At 46.7% G+C, this 14,401-nt stretch carries 18 protein-coding genes; 6 read left to right on the top strand and 12 right to left on the bottom strand.

The genetic code is table 11. From position 1 onward, the window contains the following. The first annotated feature begins 33 nt into the window (after positions 1 to 33). Genes ACT6NV_RS07920 through ACT6NV_RS07910 form a run of 3 tightly spaced genes read left to right on the top strand, consistent with a single transcriptional unit; the run spans position 34 to position 1,561 of the window. Complete coding sequence (locus tag ACT6NV_RS07920) at positions 34 to 390, top strand: hypothetical protein (protein WP_445383943.1); 357 nt, start codon at positions 34 to 36, stop codon at positions 388 to 390. A 36-nt stretch (positions 391 to 426) separates the two neighbouring features. Further along, positions 427 to 990 (top strand): DNA-3-methyladenine glycosylase I, encoded by a 564-nt coding sequence (locus tag ACT6NV_RS07915; RefSeq protein ID WP_445383942.1) that lies wholly within the window; start codon positions 427 to 429, stop codon positions 988 to 990. Next, positions 977 to 1,561 carry a hypothetical protein gene (locus ACT6NV_RS07910; RefSeq protein WP_445383941.1) on the top strand — a complete coding sequence of 195 codons (585 nt, stop codon included), beginning with the start codon at positions 977 to 979 and terminating at the stop codon, positions 1,559 to 1,561. Before ACT6NV_RS07915 ends, ACT6NV_RS07910 begins: the two co-directional genes overlap by 14 nt. Before the next feature lie 79 nt (positions 1,562 to 1,640). Here the strand turns inward: ACT6NV_RS07910 and aat are convergent, their stop codons facing one another. From aat to ACT6NV_RS07890, 4 genes are all read right to left on the bottom strand, one after another. Continuing rightward, positions 1,641 to 2,321, bottom strand: a complete 681-nt coding sequence (aat, locus tag ACT6NV_RS07905; protein WP_445383940.1) for a leucyl/phenylalanyl-tRNA--protein transferase — start codon at positions 2,319 to 2,321, stop codon at positions 1,641 to 1,643. 27 nt (positions 2,322 to 2,348) lie between these two features. Further along, positions 2,349 to 3,728 (bottom strand): short-chain fatty acid transporter, encoded by a 1,380-nt coding sequence (locus ACT6NV_RS07900; protein WP_445383939.1) that lies wholly within the window; start codon positions 3,726 to 3,728, stop codon positions 2,349 to 2,351. Positions 3,729 to 3,796: 68 nt separating this feature from the next. Further along, positions 3,797 to 4,174, bottom strand: a complete 378-nt coding sequence (locus ACT6NV_RS07895) for a DUF3127 domain-containing protein (protein WP_445383938.1) — start codon at positions 4,172 to 4,174, stop codon at positions 3,797 to 3,799. 47 nt (positions 4,175 to 4,221) lie between these two features. Beyond that, positions 4,222 to 5,112, bottom strand: coding sequence for a flavin reductase family protein (locus ACT6NV_RS07890; protein ID WP_445383937.1), 891 nt, complete (start codon positions 5,110 to 5,112; stop codon positions 4,222 to 4,224). A 108-nt stretch (positions 5,113 to 5,220) separates the two neighbouring features. Here ACT6NV_RS07890 and ACT6NV_RS07885 point away from each other — a divergent pair, with 108 nt between their 5' ends. Both ACT6NV_RS07885 and ACT6NV_RS07880 read left to right on the top strand, forming a co-directional pair. Continuing rightward, positions 5,221 to 6,378 (top strand): sensor histidine kinase, encoded by a 1,158-nt coding sequence (locus ACT6NV_RS07885; protein ID WP_445386678.1) that lies wholly within the window; start codon positions 5,221 to 5,223, stop codon positions 6,376 to 6,378. Further along, positions 6,371 to 6,739, top strand: a complete 369-nt coding sequence (locus ACT6NV_RS07880; protein WP_445383936.1) for a hypothetical protein — start codon at positions 6,371 to 6,373, stop codon at positions 6,737 to 6,739. The genes ACT6NV_RS07885 and ACT6NV_RS07880 overlap by 8 nt, the downstream gene beginning before the upstream one ends. On the opposite strand, the gene ACT6NV_RS07875 is transcribed toward ACT6NV_RS07880, so the two are convergent. Continuing rightward, entirely contained in the window at positions 6,717 to 7,106 is a 390-nt protein-coding gene (locus ACT6NV_RS07875) for an HIT family protein (RefSeq protein WP_445383935.1), read from the bottom strand. The genes ACT6NV_RS07880 and ACT6NV_RS07875 overlap by 23 nt on opposite strands. 93 nt (positions 7,107 to 7,199) lie before the next feature. Further along, positions 7,200 to 7,673, bottom strand: a complete 474-nt coding sequence (gene greA / locus ACT6NV_RS07870; protein WP_445383934.1) for a transcription elongation factor GreA — start codon at positions 7,671 to 7,673, stop codon at positions 7,200 to 7,202. 112 nt (positions 7,674 to 7,785) lie between these two features. Between greA and ACT6NV_RS07865 the strand changes: the two genes are divergently transcribed. Further along, entirely contained in the window at positions 7,786 to 8,232 is a 447-nt protein-coding gene (locus ACT6NV_RS07865) for a hypothetical protein (RefSeq protein WP_445383933.1), read from the top strand. Here ACT6NV_RS07865 and ACT6NV_RS07860 read toward each other — a convergent pair. The 6 genes from ACT6NV_RS07860 to ACT6NV_RS07835 all read right to left on the bottom strand — a co-directional run bounded on the left by ACT6NV_RS07860 (position 8,229) and on the right by ACT6NV_RS07835 (position 14,393). Next, on the bottom strand, positions 8,229 to 10,460 hold the full coding sequence (locus tag ACT6NV_RS07860) for a TonB-dependent receptor (RefSeq protein WP_445383932.1): 2,232 nt from the start codon (positions 10,458 to 10,460) through the stop codon (positions 8,229 to 8,231). The genes ACT6NV_RS07865 and ACT6NV_RS07860 overlap by 4 nt on opposite strands. 340 nt (positions 10,461 to 10,800) lie before the next feature. Then, entirely contained in the window at positions 10,801 to 12,339 is a 1,539-nt protein-coding gene (locus ACT6NV_RS07855) for a DUF4301 family protein (protein ID WP_445383931.1), read from the bottom strand. Beyond that, on the bottom strand, positions 12,336 to 12,899 hold the full coding sequence (locus ACT6NV_RS07850; RefSeq protein ID WP_445383930.1) for an AAA family ATPase: 564 nt from the start codon (positions 12,897 to 12,899) through the stop codon (positions 12,336 to 12,338). Before ACT6NV_RS07850 ends, ACT6NV_RS07855 begins: the two co-directional genes overlap by 4 nt. Next, positions 12,854 to 13,492: a nicotinamide riboside transporter PnuC gene (pnuC, locus tag ACT6NV_RS07845; protein WP_445383929.1), complete on the bottom strand. Its 639-nt coding sequence runs from the start codon at positions 13,490 to 13,492 to the stop codon at positions 12,854 to 12,856. Before pnuC ends, ACT6NV_RS07850 begins: the two co-directional genes overlap by 46 nt. Beyond that, positions 13,476 to 13,736 carry a thiamine-binding protein gene (locus ACT6NV_RS07840; protein WP_445383928.1) on the bottom strand — a complete coding sequence of 87 codons (261 nt, stop codon included), beginning with the start codon at positions 13,734 to 13,736 and terminating at the stop codon, positions 13,476 to 13,478. The genes pnuC and ACT6NV_RS07840 overlap by 17 nt, the downstream gene beginning before the upstream one ends. 54 nt (positions 13,737 to 13,790) lie before the next feature. Continuing rightward, positions 13,791 to 14,393 carry a 4'-phosphopantetheinyl transferase family protein gene (locus tag ACT6NV_RS07835; RefSeq protein ID WP_445383927.1) on the bottom strand — a complete coding sequence of 201 codons (603 nt, stop codon included), beginning with the start codon at positions 14,391 to 14,393 and terminating at the stop codon, positions 13,791 to 13,793. Positions 14,394 to 14,401: the final 8 nt, after the last annotated feature.

The raw sequence follows: 14,401 nt of genomic DNA, 5'->3' as shown, positions 1-14,401 counted from the left end.
ATTAACCACATATTGATAATATAATAATACACCATGAAAAAGATCGCTATAATTATCATATTCGCATTATTTGCGGGTATGTCACAAGTACAGGCTCAAACCAGTATGTTGCAACAGGGACAGGTCTTAAAAATTGACCGGCCCGAATCGGGAAACTTTGAATACGTTAAATTTCCCAGGAAAAATTTCATTATTAAAAGGGGCGGAATTGCAGATATGAAATCAGTGGAAGGCATGCTGGTTGTAGTGCAGTCTTTCAAGGAAACCAAGTGGGGGACCGAAGTAACTTTAAAGCGCAAAGACGGTCGTAAATTCTTCAGAAATTTCCCAACCATTACCGCTATCTGGCCAGATGCAAGGGATAAAGGAGAACTGCACCTGGTTAACTAAATTGCGGTGCCAGAAATTTTGGCCTACATTTAAGCCATGGAGAAAAACCGCTGTGGCTGGTGTGTAGGAGATCCGCTCTACGAGGCCTATCACGATACAGAATGGGGTGTCCCTGTATATCAGGATGACACCCTTTTTGAATTTTTGGTACTGGAGACCTTCCAGGCTGGTCTGAGCTGGATCACCATCCTGAGAAAAAGGGAACATTTCAGAAAAGCCTTAGACGGGTTTGACTTCCGGAAAATAGCCTTATACGGGCCTGCTGAGGTCTCAAGGCTGCTGGACGACGCCGGGATCGTCAGAAACCGCCTGAAAATACAGGCCACGATTACAAATGCCCGGGCGTTCCTGGAAGTCCGGCAGGAATTCGGGAGCTTTAGTAATTATATATGGGGTTTTGTCAATGGCAAACCGCTTAAAAACAGAGTTGTCGATTACACCAAAGCCCCGCCTACCACCCCTCTGTCTGACAAAATCAGTAAGGATTTAAAAAAACGCGGTTTTAAATTTGTAGGCAGTACCGTTGTCTATGCCCATATGCAGGCCACCGGGATGGTCAATGATCACGAAATAAGTTGTTTTCGCTATGAACAGGTTTAGTCTTATCTGTGTGTTCCTGTTTTTTGCCGGCATCCCTATGCTAGCCCAGGAAAAATACGAGCGTGAATTCCGGATCCGCAAAGCTCAATTCCCGGAATCTGCCTACACTGCGGTTAAGGGATACCTGAACAAGACACGCAGGATACGTTTTTACAAAGAAATAGATTCCTCTGAACAGCGTTTTGAAATTAAATTCAAAAAAGACCGTCTTCACTACAGTATTGCATTTGATAAAAGTGGCGGGCTCCAAGATGTGGAAATCAGGGTAAAGGCAATAGACCTGCCCAACGCGAGCTATAGTGCCATTGTATCTTTCCTGGAAGCTACTTTTGAGAAGCACCGCATTCGCAAAATCCAGCAGCAATACCCCAGAGACGCGTTTTCGTCAGACACGGAGACCCTGAAAAAAGCATTCCAGAACCTGCTGCTGCCACAGCTTAAATATGAATTGATCGTACTGGGTAAAAAAGAAGCCGGCTATAATGAATACCAGGTGCTGTTTGACAGTGAAGGGAATTTTATCAGACTGAGAAAAGCGTTGCCGGCCAATTACGATCATGTCCTATATTAAAAACGCTTTTCTTCCGGTATTTTTTGCTAGCTGTTTGCCCTATGCCCTGGAGCATGTCAGCCTATAAACGGTAAAGGTCTTATTCTTTTTGACTTCCTTCAACATTAGCTTTTAGCAATTGCAAAAACCTTTCCCTAGGAATTTCTTCTGCCCCGAGGCTTTCAAGATGTTCCGTATAAACCTGGCAATCGACAAGGGCATAGTTTTTGGCCTTGCAGTCTTCCACCATTTGAATAAAAGCTATCTTGGATGCGTTCGAAACGGTACTGAACATACTTTCCCCGCAGAAAATACCCCCGAGGTCTACCCCGTATAAGCCACCTACCAATTTTTTGTCCTCCCACACTTCGTAAGATACGGCATGACCCAGCGCATGTAATTGATCATAGGCTTCCTGCATGCGGTTGGTAATCCAGGTACCGTCCTGACCTTTGCGATTGATCTGAGCACATTGTGTAATTACTTCAGAAAAACAACGGTTTCGGGTTATGCGAAATCTTCCCTTGCGCATCAGGTTTCGCATACTCTTGGAAATCCGCAGGCGCTCCGGAAATAAAACCATACGGGGATCAGGACTCCACCACAGGATTAGCGAATCCGTATTAAACCAGGGAAAAATCCCGGATCGATATGCCAAGAGGAGCCTTTCGGGATGCAGATCCCCTCCTACCGCTACCAGTCCTTCGGAACTGGCTTTAGCAGCAGGTGGGAAAACATGAGCCTCACTTAAAAGGGGTACGGGAATGCGTGGTCTGGACAAATTTTTATTTCAAAGGTATTGATTTGATCAGAAAATCAGAATACCCAGCAGATAGATCATCCCTCCCAGCAGCATAAAAAGGATTGAATAAGGAAGTATCTCCCTGGCCTTGAGGCGGGTTATTCCAAGCAGGGGTAACGCCCAGAAAGGTTGAAGCATATTGGTTAGTTGGTCTCCATAGGCCAGGGCCATTATAGCTTTGGGCAAGGGTACTCCCAATTGCAGAGCTGCCTCCAGTATAACCGGCCCCTGAACTGCCCATTGACCGCCACCACTGGGGACAAAAATATTTACCAGCCCGGCGCTGAAGAAAGTAAAAACCGGAAAGGTGACGGAATTACTGGTCTGAACAAAAAAGTCTGAAATCTGATGGATAAGCCCGCTTTCGGTCATTACCCCCATAATCCCAAAATAAAGTGGAAACTGAATTAAAATCCCCGCAGTATCGCCAATGGCCGCCTCAACTGCCCTGAGGAAACGACGTATGTTTCCATGTAGTAAAATAGCCAGTCCCAGCATAAAAAAATTAAGCATGTCCGGGCTCAGATTGAGCGCCTGCAGCTGTGGCAAATACTGAATCAGAAAGGCGACAAAAATGAGCAGGGCAAAGACCATCGAAAACCAGGGCGAGCGATCCAGGCGTTCTGCACTGCTGCCCGATTCTTTATCAGTGTTTTCGGCAAACTTGTAAACGGGTAGTTCAAAAACCTCAGCTTTGGTTTTTTTTCCCAGATAATACGCCAGCAGACTGACCAGCAGCACTACAGTGCTGAAAATAATCAGGTTCCACGAGCTCAATATGGTTTCTGAACTGGAGATAACTTCCGGAAGTGCCTGAAGCGTGGCGTCTGAAACCACCCCGCTGAGCAAGCCGCTGAGGTGCCCCGGCTCCGAAGCCTTAATGGGCGCAGAACCACTGATCCCTCCATGCCATACCATCAGTCCGAGATACCCGCAGGCACCAATTAAAGGATAGTTAATTGGAATCTGATTTCGTTGGGCATGCTCTCCCACCTTACGGGCCAGGATTGCCCCAAAAATCAGTGCGAGGCCCCAATTGAAAAAGGAAACCAGCATGGTTGTGCTGGCCACCAACAGAGCTGCGCCTGCTCCGTTACGCACCAGGGAAGTAATTCTGATTATTAACCCTTCCAGGGGTTTGCTAAGAACTAAAACATGTCCCAACACCAGGATAAGCATCATCTGGTAGGCAAAAACCAGTAAACCCCTGTTCCAGAGCCCGGCTTCCCAGGCTTTAAGGGTACCCTGCCACGCGGGGGTTCCTTCCGGATAGCTTCCAAAAACGGTTGCAAGGATAAGGGTCAGAAGGCTGAGCAGGATCGCAATCGCAAAGGGAGAGGGCAGGAATTTCCTGAACAACCTTTCGATATACCCGCTTACAGACATTTCAGATAGTGTCTGTTTGGCTTTCGGGCCTGTTATGCCTTAAAAAGAGATGCCGCACCTGGGAATCCTTAAAATGGAAGGTCGTCGTAATCTTCCTCCTTCAGGTCTTCTGCAGGCTCAAAGGCTTCCATAGGCGGAACGGGCGGCATTTCTCCGGATCCGTCCTGTTGCTGAAGGCTCTCTATCCTCCATCCCTGGATGGAGTTGAAATATTTGGTTTCCCCCTGTGGATTGGTCCATTCCCTTCCCCTCAGGTTAATACTGATCTTTACAGGCTGCCCGGGTTTGAAATCATTCAGCAGGTCTGTTTTGTCCTGAATGAATTCTACCAGGATATGCTGCGGGTACTGTTCATCTGTTGTAACCACCACTTCCCTTTTTCGGAATCCTTTACTTCCGTATGTTTTTGTTTCGTCTATTAATTTGATGGTTCCTTCAATTTCCATTTCTAAGTGTTCTTACTAATTAGTTAACTATTTGATTTTTAATTTCTTTACGCCTGCATCCCGGCCAGGAGTAAATTCCAGGCAGCGTTTACGTCTTTTTGTTCAAGGTATTCCTTGGCCTTTTTATGGACCTGTTCCGTATCGGCAGTACTGAGAACGCTGCGGGCTTCCATATTGGATTGTAAAAACTGCTGAACTTCCTGGGCAGATGGCAGGGAATCTACATTTCCAAGCATCCCCAGGTCATTACCACTCAGGATTTTACTCTGCCGAATTTGCAGCGGAATAGCATCCACCCCAACACCCAGGCTGGATAAGGGTTTTGGCACTTCAAAAAGGCCTGCAGCTGCCCTGCTGTACCAATTACCCCCCAGCCGGGATACCAGGTCCAGCTTAAACGGATCAATCCGCCCGTCCTGATCGAGTATGGAGCGACTGATATGCATTTTTACCACTTCAGAAAAAATGAGGTTCCCGGCTCCGCCTTCTTTCCCCAGGGCCATAACTTTAGTAACCCTACATTCAAACTGAACAGGAGACTCGGCCACCCTGAATGGTTTTATTTTTTCGGAAGGGAGCATGGTAAATCCGGCTTTCTTAAACTCATTTACCCCCTTGCCGTATTCTGTACTGGCCAGAGACATCTGCTGAACCATATCATAGGACACCACATTGATAACCACTTCCTTGTTTTGCTGTACATTTTCAAGGGTGTGCTTGGTGGTATTGTCCCTGACCCGACGGGCCGGGGAAAAAATCAATACAGGCGGGTTTGCACTAAAAACATTAAAGAAACTGAATGGGGCCAGATTGGGTTGGCCATCAGTTCCAATAGTGCTGGCAAAAGCAATGGGCCTGGGACCCACAGCCCCCAGCAAATAGGCGTGGAGTTCTCTGGTTTCCAGATCAGATGGGTTCAGGGACAGGCGCTCTTCCATAGTCTGACAAAAGTATGTAAAAAACCCCCGAAATGGAAGCGAATGCAGACAACAGTCCACAACAATTCCCGTCAAATTAAGTTATCTTTAAGGACCATATGGCATAGTATGCGATTTAACCCGCCTAAAAAAATTTCCAACGCAATTCTGCTGATCTCCTCCTTTGTGATCGTTAGCCTGATCCTGTGGAACACTAATAGTTTTTTCAAAAAATTCAAAGAAGAGGAGCGCTTTAAAATGGAAATCTGGGCCACAGCCCAATCTGAGTTATTGCGATCTTCAGAAGATCAGGACCTGGGAAACTTACACCTGAAGGTCCTGCAGAATAATACCAGCACTCCCATGATACTGGTGAACCAGGACGGGTCCTTCAAAATCAACAATATGGAGGGGGTCTCCGCAGAAGACAGTTTGTTGATCCGGGATAAAATAGTACGGTTTCAAAATGAAAACACGCCCATTATTATCGATTTTCAGGGGGAACAACTGGCCACCCTGTATTACGGAAACTCCGAGGTACTCAATAAACTGAAATACTATCCCATTGCGCTGCTTTTGATCATTTTGCTTTTCGGCACCGTAATCTTCTTTTTCTTTAAAACCAATAAGGCTTCCGAACAGAACAAACTCTGGGCAGGGATGGCCAAGGAAACGGCCCATCAGATCGGGACCCCGCTTACCTCCCTCCTGGGATGGAATGAAATATTGAAGTCCGAAAAAATTAATCCGGAAATCACCTCCGAAATTGAAAAGGATATCGGCAGGTTGCAGACCATTACGGAACGGTTCTCACAGATCGGATCCCTGCCGAAGCTGCAGGAGGCAGACCTTGTCTCCGAAACCCGGGAGGCTTTTGAATACCTGAAATTGAGAAGCTCCAAGCTTATTCAGTTCAGCTTTGAATCCAAAGCCGAAAATATCCCGGTAATGCTAAACAAATCCCTGTATAACTGGACCATCGAAAACCTTGTAAAAAACGGGATAGATGCGATGAAGGGCAAAGGGCACATCTCCATTGAGATCCAACCTGCAAATCCCTACGTAAATGTGTTGATTTCAGACACCGGGCACGGGATTCCACGCCAGCATTTCCACGACATCTTCAACCCGGGTGTAACCACCAAAAAGAGGGGTTGGGGGCTGGGGCTTTCACTGGTCAGGAGAATTGTTGAGGAATACCACCAGGGAAAGGTAAAAGTATTAACATCCGGAAAAGAGGGAACCATAATGCAGGTATCCCTTAAAATTAAAAGTGATCATGGCTAAGAACAAACAAAAAATCCTGAAAGAAGCCCCGCTGAGCAACAATTGCCCGGAGTGTTTTAATCAGGACCTGAAACTGACCTTTTTCCAGAAACACAGCTACGGAAAGTTATACCACCGAACTACCTCAGAAGTGAGCAGGACCCTTGAATGCAATACATGCAAAAGTCAGATTTTCCCGGTCAAGTGGACAGAAGATATTGAGCGAAGCGTGGATTACTATGAAAAGGCTGTCGAACCCGACAGGGCAGGAATTCAGTTCAAACCCCTGTTCTATGTGGTGATTCTCCTGGGTATAGCGTTGGTAGCTGCCCTGGTTTACCTCTTTCAGCAAGGCTATTTCAAAGGTTTGACCGGATCTTAGCGGCAATAGCTTCAAATTCCTCCGGACTCAATTGTTCTTTTTTCTGAAAGGTAGCATCTGCCATGGTCTGTAATGGGATCAGGTGCACATGTACATGGGGTACTTCCAGCCCGATAACCGTCATTCCTACCCGAAGGCAGTCCATACTGGCATCCAGCGCAATCGCTATCTTTCTTGAAAAGCGCATAAGGCTCTCGTAGGCCTCGGGGTCCATATCCGTAATCTTGTTCACTTCCTTTTTGGGAATACATAAAGTATGCCCCTTGCTGTTTGGGTTAATATCCAGAAAAGCAAAATTATCGGCATCCTCCGCTATTTTATAACAGGGGATTTCTCTATTTATAATTCGGGTAAAAATACTGGGCATGGTATGGCGCTTGTTTTCACTAAAGATAGTAAAAAGCCGTTTCGGGAGCCAGAATAATGCAGTCTTGGTTTGGGGTGCCCCGGCAGGCAGAATCTATCGTGAAATCTCGAGAATTTCAAATTTCAGGGTGCCATTCGGGACCTGAATTTCAGCAGTATCGCCAACCTTCTTGCCGAGAAGCCCCTTCCCAATGGGAGAAGTAACCGAAATTTTGCCGGATTTAAGATCGGCTTCACTTTCAGCAACCAGGGTATAGCTCATTTCCATACCATTCTGAGTGTTTTTAAGCTTTACGGTAGAAAGTACAAGCACTTTGGAAGTATCCAGCTGGGATTCATCGATGAGCCTCGCATTGGCCAACAATTCCTCCATTTTGGCAATTTTCATTTCGAGCAGGCCCTGTGCCTCCTTGGCTGCATCGTATTCAGCATTTTCTGATAAATCACCCTTATCCCTTGCCTCCGCAATTGCCTGGGAAGCTTTTGGGCGCTCTACATCCCTGAGGTGATTTAATTCATCCTTTAATTTTTTCAACCCCTCTGCCGTATAATAAGATACCTTGCTCATATGGTCTGCTTTTAATAAATAGAAAATCCCCTGCTATACTTACGTATATTTGAGAGGATTTAACGCAAATATAGGTATTTTTTGCAGATTTTTGTCCTAAACACCAGTTGCCATGTCGCGTATTTCGATACTGCCTGCCTTACTGCTACTCTTATTGCTTCAGGCTTGCAGCAACAACACCAATAACCGAAATCCCTATTTGCAGGAAATTGGGTTCCGCTTTGAGATCAATCTGAACCTCCCTCTGTACAGCCCGCTTACGACAACCGGAAATGCCGTTTATATAGGCAATAATGCGACGGGAATCCGGGGGGTGTTTGTCATGAATACAGGCTTTGATATCTTCAGGGCCTTTGAAGCCTCCTGCCCGAATCATGCCCCAAACAGTTGTTCCACCATGCGCATAGAAGGGCAAGTGGCCCGCTGTGACTGCGAGGATTATACCTACAGCCTCTTTACGGGGCAGCAATTGGACCGCCCCGATGACGGGAACCGTTATTTTGACATGCTGGAATACCGTGCAAACCGCAATGGGAATCTGGTAATCCTCAGCAATTAAAACTCGAAGGCCGCCCCCAGGAGGAAATTAATACCCGCCTGCGGATAATACCCCACTCCTTCAACAGTGGTAATGGTACCCGGATTTGAAAAATCATCGTCAAAGGTGTAGAAATATCCATTGGAACTGAATTTGGCATCGAAAATATTGTTGACCAGGGCCGTGAGCCGGATTTCCTGGATCAGGCCACGTGGCTGCAGGGTATAAACCAGATTGATATCTGTTTGGGTGTAAGCATCCAGTTTTGAACCTTCCGCCTCTATATTACTCATATACTGTTCCCCGACGTATTTGCTGAGCAAGGCCAGCTGTAAGGCATCCGTTGGCATGAAAACGAGTCGGTTTCCGGCCACGATTCCAGGGGAGTAGGCAATGGGCGTATCCCCCAGGTTTTGCAGTTCTCCATCTCGTCTGAAAAAGTAATCCACATTCCGGTTAAGGCTAAGGGCCAGATTGGGTTGCCAGCTGAAGCGTTTTCCCAGGCGAAGGTCTGCGTCCAGCTCCAGGCCCAGGCGGTAGCTATCCCCTATGTTTGCCCTTATGGGTGCCCCAACATCATTCAGGGCCCCGGTGAGCACCAGTTGGTCTTTATAACGCATATAATACAGGTTTGTATTGAGGCGTATCCCTTCTTTTAAGTAGCGCCACCCGAGTTCAAAATCATTCAGACGCTCCGGTTTAGGATTCCCGTTTTCGTAGTCGTTTCTGTTGGGTTCCCGATTCGCCACCGCATATGAAAAATACAGGTTTTGGTAGGAGTTCAGGTTGTAAGTCAGACCCAATTTGGGGTTGAAAAAGTTAAAACGGTCATCTACCAGCCCGGTTTCCTGTCCATTGGCCTGATAACGTACTCCCCTGTACTGCAGGTCCACAAAGAATCGCAATTGCTCACCCAAAAGGTAATTCGCTTTCCCAAAAAAATTGATGTCATCCTTTTGGGAATCGTCTTCATAGTACCGATCTCCCCTGTCTATGCCCGGGGCATTCCTGGCCCAGATCACCTCTCCGAAATGGTCCCCGCGATAGGTGTTCAGCCCGCCGCCGAAAATCAGTTCCAACGGGCCTTTGGTATACTCTGCAGAAAATACGGCCCCGTAAAAATCATTGTCCAGCCACCTGCGTCGGATATAATCAGTGGTTTGCTGTTCTTCCCCGTTAATGGTTGGATTGGGCTGTCCGAGAAAACTCAGCTGGGCGTCGGGAGCAAAAAGGATATTGCTGTAGTACCACTCATCTACGTATTCTTCAAAAAACCCCCTTCCACGGGTATAGTGAATAGCCAGGCTGGTTCTGAGAGCGGAGGTCCATTTTTCATTCCAGTGCAATTGAAAATGGTCCTGTTTGTAGTTGTCTACCTGATTTTCGTAGAACCCTTCGAAATTCCCATCCGGGTCAAATTGTATCCCGGCGATATTAAACCGACGGTTGGTTTCCAGGCTGGGGTCTTCCCCTATGGCGCCGATGGTGGCCGGGTCAAAACCGTACCAGGACTGATAAGTTATTTCATGCCCTCCAAAGAGGAGTGCCTTTATAAGGGTATTATCATCTTTATAGGCCCCCTGCAGGAAATAGGAATCCAGGTCAGAAGCAGCCCGGTCTATGTACCCGTCTGAAGCAATTCGGGACAGGCGACCTGAAAATTCAAAATGATCCTTTAGCAAACCTGTACCAAACTTAAGGGTGGCTCTGTGGGTATTGAAACTCCCCAGAGAGGCGGAAAGACTGGCGTAGGCATCTTCCCTGATGGCGTCCGTAAGCAGGTTCAGACTGGCCCCAAAAGCCCCGGCCCCGTTTGTGGAAGTACCTACCCCCCGTTGCAATTGAAGGTTTTCGGTAGAGGAGGCAAAATCAGGCATATTGACCCAGAAAGTGCCCTGAGATTCGGCATCGTTGTAAGGGATCCCGTTGATGGTGACATTTACACGCGTTGCATCGCTTCCCCTGACCCGTATGCCCGTATAGCCAATGCCTGCCCCTGCATCGGAGGTAGACACTACCGAAGGAAGATAGTTCATAAGGATGGGGATGTCCTGGCCCAGATTCCTGGCCTGGATCCGTTCTTTCTTCAGGTTAGTGAAGGTAACCGGAGATTCCTGCTTGGCGCGAACTGCTGAAACAAGGACCTCATCGAGCTTAATCTCCGCTGCCGTGGAGTCTTTATTTGTTTGTTGTGCACACAGGAAGGCGAAATTGAAACACAATGCCCCAAAAAGTATAATTTTTTTCATTCGTCGAACATTTACGAATAAAAGGGGCCATTATTCTCATTGGATTGTTGCTGCTGTGATATTTAAAAAATACGGGGGATTGGTTTCCGGTATCTGTCAAATTAAGTTATCACAAGCCTTTGGACCTTTTTAAAAGGCCGTCCCTTGGCAGCATTACCTGCCCAGGTTCAGCGGGTCTGATCTCAGCCTTGAAAAGCACAATGGAATACAAATATTCCTCAGCCATTTCAAAGCACCCCTTAAGAGATGCCCCAAAGATAAGAAGCCATGGCTAATTGCCGAAATACTTTGGAAGCTTTATATACTAAGTGCAGTTCACATAGCCTAAAAACTGTGGGAGCTATACCTGATGCGCCGGTTTCAGGAGGTCATTTACGGTTTTGACTGGATTGAAAGTGCTTACCGGCACTTCCACAAAAACAGTATTCCAGTAAGCCATTGCCCCATTCCATAAACCGGGAAGTTCCAGGGCTTTTAAGGACCGGCCTTCAAAGGTTTTGTCGGTAATGAAACCCAGGCGTTCATCAACAAAATTCATCAGTTTGTAATCCTTTCCAAAGGCATCCCGAACCCCGCAGACAATGTCTACCGGGTTAAAGTGGGTGGATTCTTTAAAAATCTGCATTTGTTCCGGGTCATCCGTATTTACCTGTGCGGATTCGACGATCTGAAGCGAAATGTGCCCCTTCTGGTCTGCAACCCAGAACGGTCCGCCTCCCGGTTCCCCTTCATTACGCACCATCCCGCAAACACGGATAGGCCTGAACAGTTTATCCTTTAAAACAGCCAACTGCTCCTCTATGCTATAGCCTTCAAATGAGGAACCAAAGCGGGCATTTAGCCGGGTCTCCAGAAATTCCCGAATGCGGTTTAGCAGGTCCGTATCAAGGGAGCCTTGCTCCAGCATTCGCGCAAAGCTGAATGCCTGTTTTTGAAGCATCAGCAGATATCCGCCAAGCACTTCCTTCCAATAGGCGACTTCTTCCAGTGATTCACGGATAACCACATTGTCTATATTTTTTATAAAGATCAGGTCGGCCTGTTGTTCATCCAGGTTCTCTATAAGCGCCCCATGGCCTCCGGGCCTGAACAGAATTTCACCCTCCTCTGTTCTGAACGGCTCATTTTCGGGAGTTACAGCGATCGTGTCAGTTGCCCCTTTCTGAAAGGAATAATCTACGTGAAAGCCGCATTTTGTCCGGTCTTCCACCGTTTCAGCTACCCGCAGGTGCTCCTGATCAAAGAGTTTCTGATGATCTTCGGAAATGGTAAAGTGCAAATATGCCACATTGGTGCTGCGGGCGTAGGAGGCCCCCTCCAGCAGGTGCTCCTCATATGGGGTCGCCAGGTAGCCTTTATAATTGTGAAACGGCAACAAGCCTTTAGGGTAAAAACCGTAATTCAGGCCGGTTTCAGACATTAGTTCATCCACAAACCGAAAAACCCGATGGCCCTCTGTTTTATGCTCTGTTCCAATCCGGGAATTTACCATTTCATAAAAGGCAAATTTTTCCATTCCCTTTATAAAGGTTTTGATTCCTTTATTCGCAGTTTTTTTCAGGTACTTCTCCAGCGCTGTCTTATCCGGGTCATATTCCTCCAAAAAATTAAAGAGGTCCTTGAACATACGGGAGGCTGCCCCGGATGCAGGGGTAAATTTCAATACCTGCAGGCCTTTTTTATGTTCCCTGAAGTAAGCCTGCATCTGCTCTTGCTGCTCCTGCTCTAAACTCAATATCCCATCATCGATTACGGCCGCTTTCTCGAGTTGTACAAAGGGTATTCCCTCTTCAAAGATCCCGATTTGCTTTAACACCTTTTCTTCAGAAATTCCCTTAGCTTTAAATAACTGCTTGTCTTTTTCCGTAAATTCAATCATGTATTGAGTAATTTATCTATTTGAGTAATAGCCTTCTGCAGCCGCTGTTCCCGACTTCCCCTTAAAATAATAAAACTCCTCTGAGTATCTTCCAAAGCCCGCTTAAAATATTCGAACATTTCTTCGCGCTGATCCGGTTTATCCCGAAGGTCATCTGCCTGCCAGGGAATATCAATATCCGTAAGCAGGTATAGATCATACTTGTTTTGCAGGGCGTATCTTTCCAGGACAGGGTCGCAATAACCCAAATAATAGGCCTCTGAATAAACCTTGGTCTCCAGTAAGTCCGTATCACAAATCAACAGTCTGTTCGCCTTTTGCGATAAGCGATTCTCAAGTTCCATCTGTCCGCGGGCAATAGGAAGCAGGTCTTCTGCTTCGCAAACTCCCTCTCCCCGGTCCCACTTCGCCTGCAGGTAATCCCTTGCGTATTCAGGCACCCACTCTGTATTGTAGTGCTCAGCCAGGGCCCTGGCCAGTGTAGTCTTTCCGGTAGACTCCGGGCCGAAAACAACTACTTTAAAGAGGTCTGAAGGCTTTTGTTCAAGAGCTTTTTCCATGCAAAATATCCTTGGATGGCCAAGATAGTAAATATGAGATACTGCAGGGACAACATTCCCCAGCCGCGATAGGCATAAAGGGGAACCGTAATTATATCTGCCAGGATCCAAAGGGTCCAGTTCTCCAGTTTCTTGTTGGCCATATACCACATGGCTGTAAAAAAGATACCAGAGGTGAAAATATCAATATAATTGGTGTACCCTATTTCCGTCCCGAAGAGTTTGTAAACCCCATAGGTAACCCCCAGGGTCAGCACAAAGAGCAGCAGCCCTAGCCACTTTTCCCGGGTATTTGTACGGCTGATGCGAACCAGGGAAGTTTCCCCTTTCTTACGCGACCAGTTCCACCAGCCATAGACGCTCATCAGGGAATAGTACAAGTTGAGCATCATGTCCCCGAGCAGTTCATCTTTCAGAAAGATGTACATGGTAATCAGGGTGGCGATCAAACCGGTAGGATAAACCCAGATATGCTCCCTCTTTGCGTAGATCACACTAGCGATCCCGAATACAAACGCAATGGCCTCCAGTACAATAAACAGCAGCGACCTGTCCCGGTAAGGATCCAGGAAAAAATCAAAAATGGGGCTCATAGGAACTGCGATCGGTTTTGACAACCTTGATAGTAAATACTCCCTGTTCCATGTTTTCGAGGCTGGATCGGATTTCCTGCTGCAGTACCTGCATTACCTTATTGTATTCTCCATAAACCTGAGTGCTAAGTGGGTTCTCAAGTACCTTCAGGCCTGAAGCCCTCAGGGATTTTATAAAGCGGATGACTGCTTCCTCGTAATTGTCCTGCAAAGGACTCAGGGTGATTTCTACTGAAATATCCATGGTTGAAACTTAAAATCCAAAGGTAGGCAGACTTTGCGAATACGCGGACGGATCTTATTGAGAGGATTCATTTTTTAAAGCGTACGCACAGACATAATTTTCAAATTCCAGGAAATTCAGACTGAAATCTGTACGCCTGCCCTTATAAGAAACGCTTCCCCAGCTTTCCCCCTCTTCCATTTCAAAATCTTCTATATGGATATGATTCAGAAAACTAAGGCCCGGACAGGCCATTATTTTGTAGAGCGATTCCTTGGCTCCCCAGACCATAGTAAGTTTACGGATAAGCGCCTCTTCATTGGCCAGTGTCCTGTACTCATTTAAGGGGGTAAATTTCCGGGCAATCCTCATAATTTTGTCCCGTTTTTTTTCAATGTCAATGCCCACTTCCCTGTGGGTGGAAACAATAATCCCTGTAAACTCAAAGGAATGGGTAATAGAAATATGAGCGCCATCCTTCAGGTGGGGTTTGCCATTGGCATCGTAAAAAAGGTCGTTATCTGAATAGCCCGCCAGGCTTAGGAGATGACGAATACTCAAATACCCCCTTCTGTGGATTTCGGATAACATATTCGAAACCCTGTGCTCGCTGTTTTGTGAAAGCAAAACTTCGGAGCGCAGACGCGCTTCCGGCTCCGTTACTTTCCAAATAAACACCCTGGTTT

The organism is Robiginitalea insularis, assembly GCF_052497835.1.
Note: the sequence above shows the minus strand (reverse complement) of the source record. Positions and strands in the feature narration are given on the sequence as shown.

Coding starts and splice junctions, on each gene's coding strand:
- ACT6NV_RS07915 (WP_445383942.1), top strand. CDS start 427: ATGGAGAAAAACCGCTGTGGCTGGTGTGTAGGAGATCCGCTCTACGAG.
- ACT6NV_RS07920 (WP_445383943.1), top strand. CDS start 34: ATGAAAAAGATCGCTATAATTATCATATTCGCATTATTTGCGGGTATG.
- ACT6NV_RS07885 (WP_445386678.1), top strand. CDS start 5,221: ATGCGATTTAACCCGCCTAAAAAAATTTCCAACGCAATTCTGCTGATC.
- ACT6NV_RS07880 (WP_445383936.1), top strand. CDS start 6,371: ATGGCTAAGAACAAACAAAAAATCCTGAAAGAAGCCCCGCTGAGCAAC.
- ACT6NV_RS07850 (WP_445383930.1), bottom strand. CDS start 12,899: ATGGAAAAAGCTCTTGAACAAAAGCCTTCAGACCTCTTTAAAGTAGTT.
- ACT6NV_RS07895 (WP_445383938.1), bottom strand. CDS start 4,174: ATGGAAATTGAAGGAACCATCAAATTAATAGACGAAACAAAAACATAC.
- ACT6NV_RS07860 (WP_445383932.1), bottom strand. CDS start 10,460: ATGAAAAAAATTATACTTTTTGGGGCATTGTGTTTCAATTTCGCCTTC.
- ACT6NV_RS07875 (WP_445383935.1), bottom strand. CDS start 7,106: ATGCCCAGTATTTTTACCCGAATTATAAATAGAGAAATCCCCTGTTAT.
- pnuC (WP_445383929.1), bottom strand. CDS start 13,492: ATGAGCCCCATTTTTGATTTTTTCCTGGATCCTTACCGGGACAGGTCG.
- ACT6NV_RS07840 (WP_445383928.1), bottom strand. CDS start 13,736: ATGGATATTTCAGTAGAAATCACCCTGAGTCCTTTGCAGGACAATTAC.
- ACT6NV_RS07890 (WP_445383937.1), bottom strand. CDS start 5,112: ATGGAAGAGCGCCTGTCCCTGAACCCATCTGATCTGGAAACCAGAGAA.
- greA (WP_445383934.1), bottom strand. CDS start 7,673: ATGAGCAAGGTATCTTATTATACGGCAGAGGGGTTGAAAAAATTAAAG.
- ACT6NV_RS07865 (WP_445383933.1), top strand. CDS start 7,786: ATGTCGCGTATTTCGATACTGCCTGCCTTACTGCTACTCTTATTGCTT.
- ACT6NV_RS07900 (WP_445383939.1), bottom strand. CDS start 3,728: ATGTCTGTAAGCGGGTATATCGAAAGGTTGTTCAGGAAATTCCTGCCC.
- ACT6NV_RS07855 (WP_445383931.1), bottom strand. CDS start 12,339: ATGATTGAATTTACGGAAAAAGACAAGCAGTTATTTAAAGCTAAGGGA.
- ACT6NV_RS07910 (WP_445383941.1), top strand. CDS start 977: ATGAACAGGTTTAGTCTTATCTGTGTGTTCCTGTTTTTTGCCGGCATC.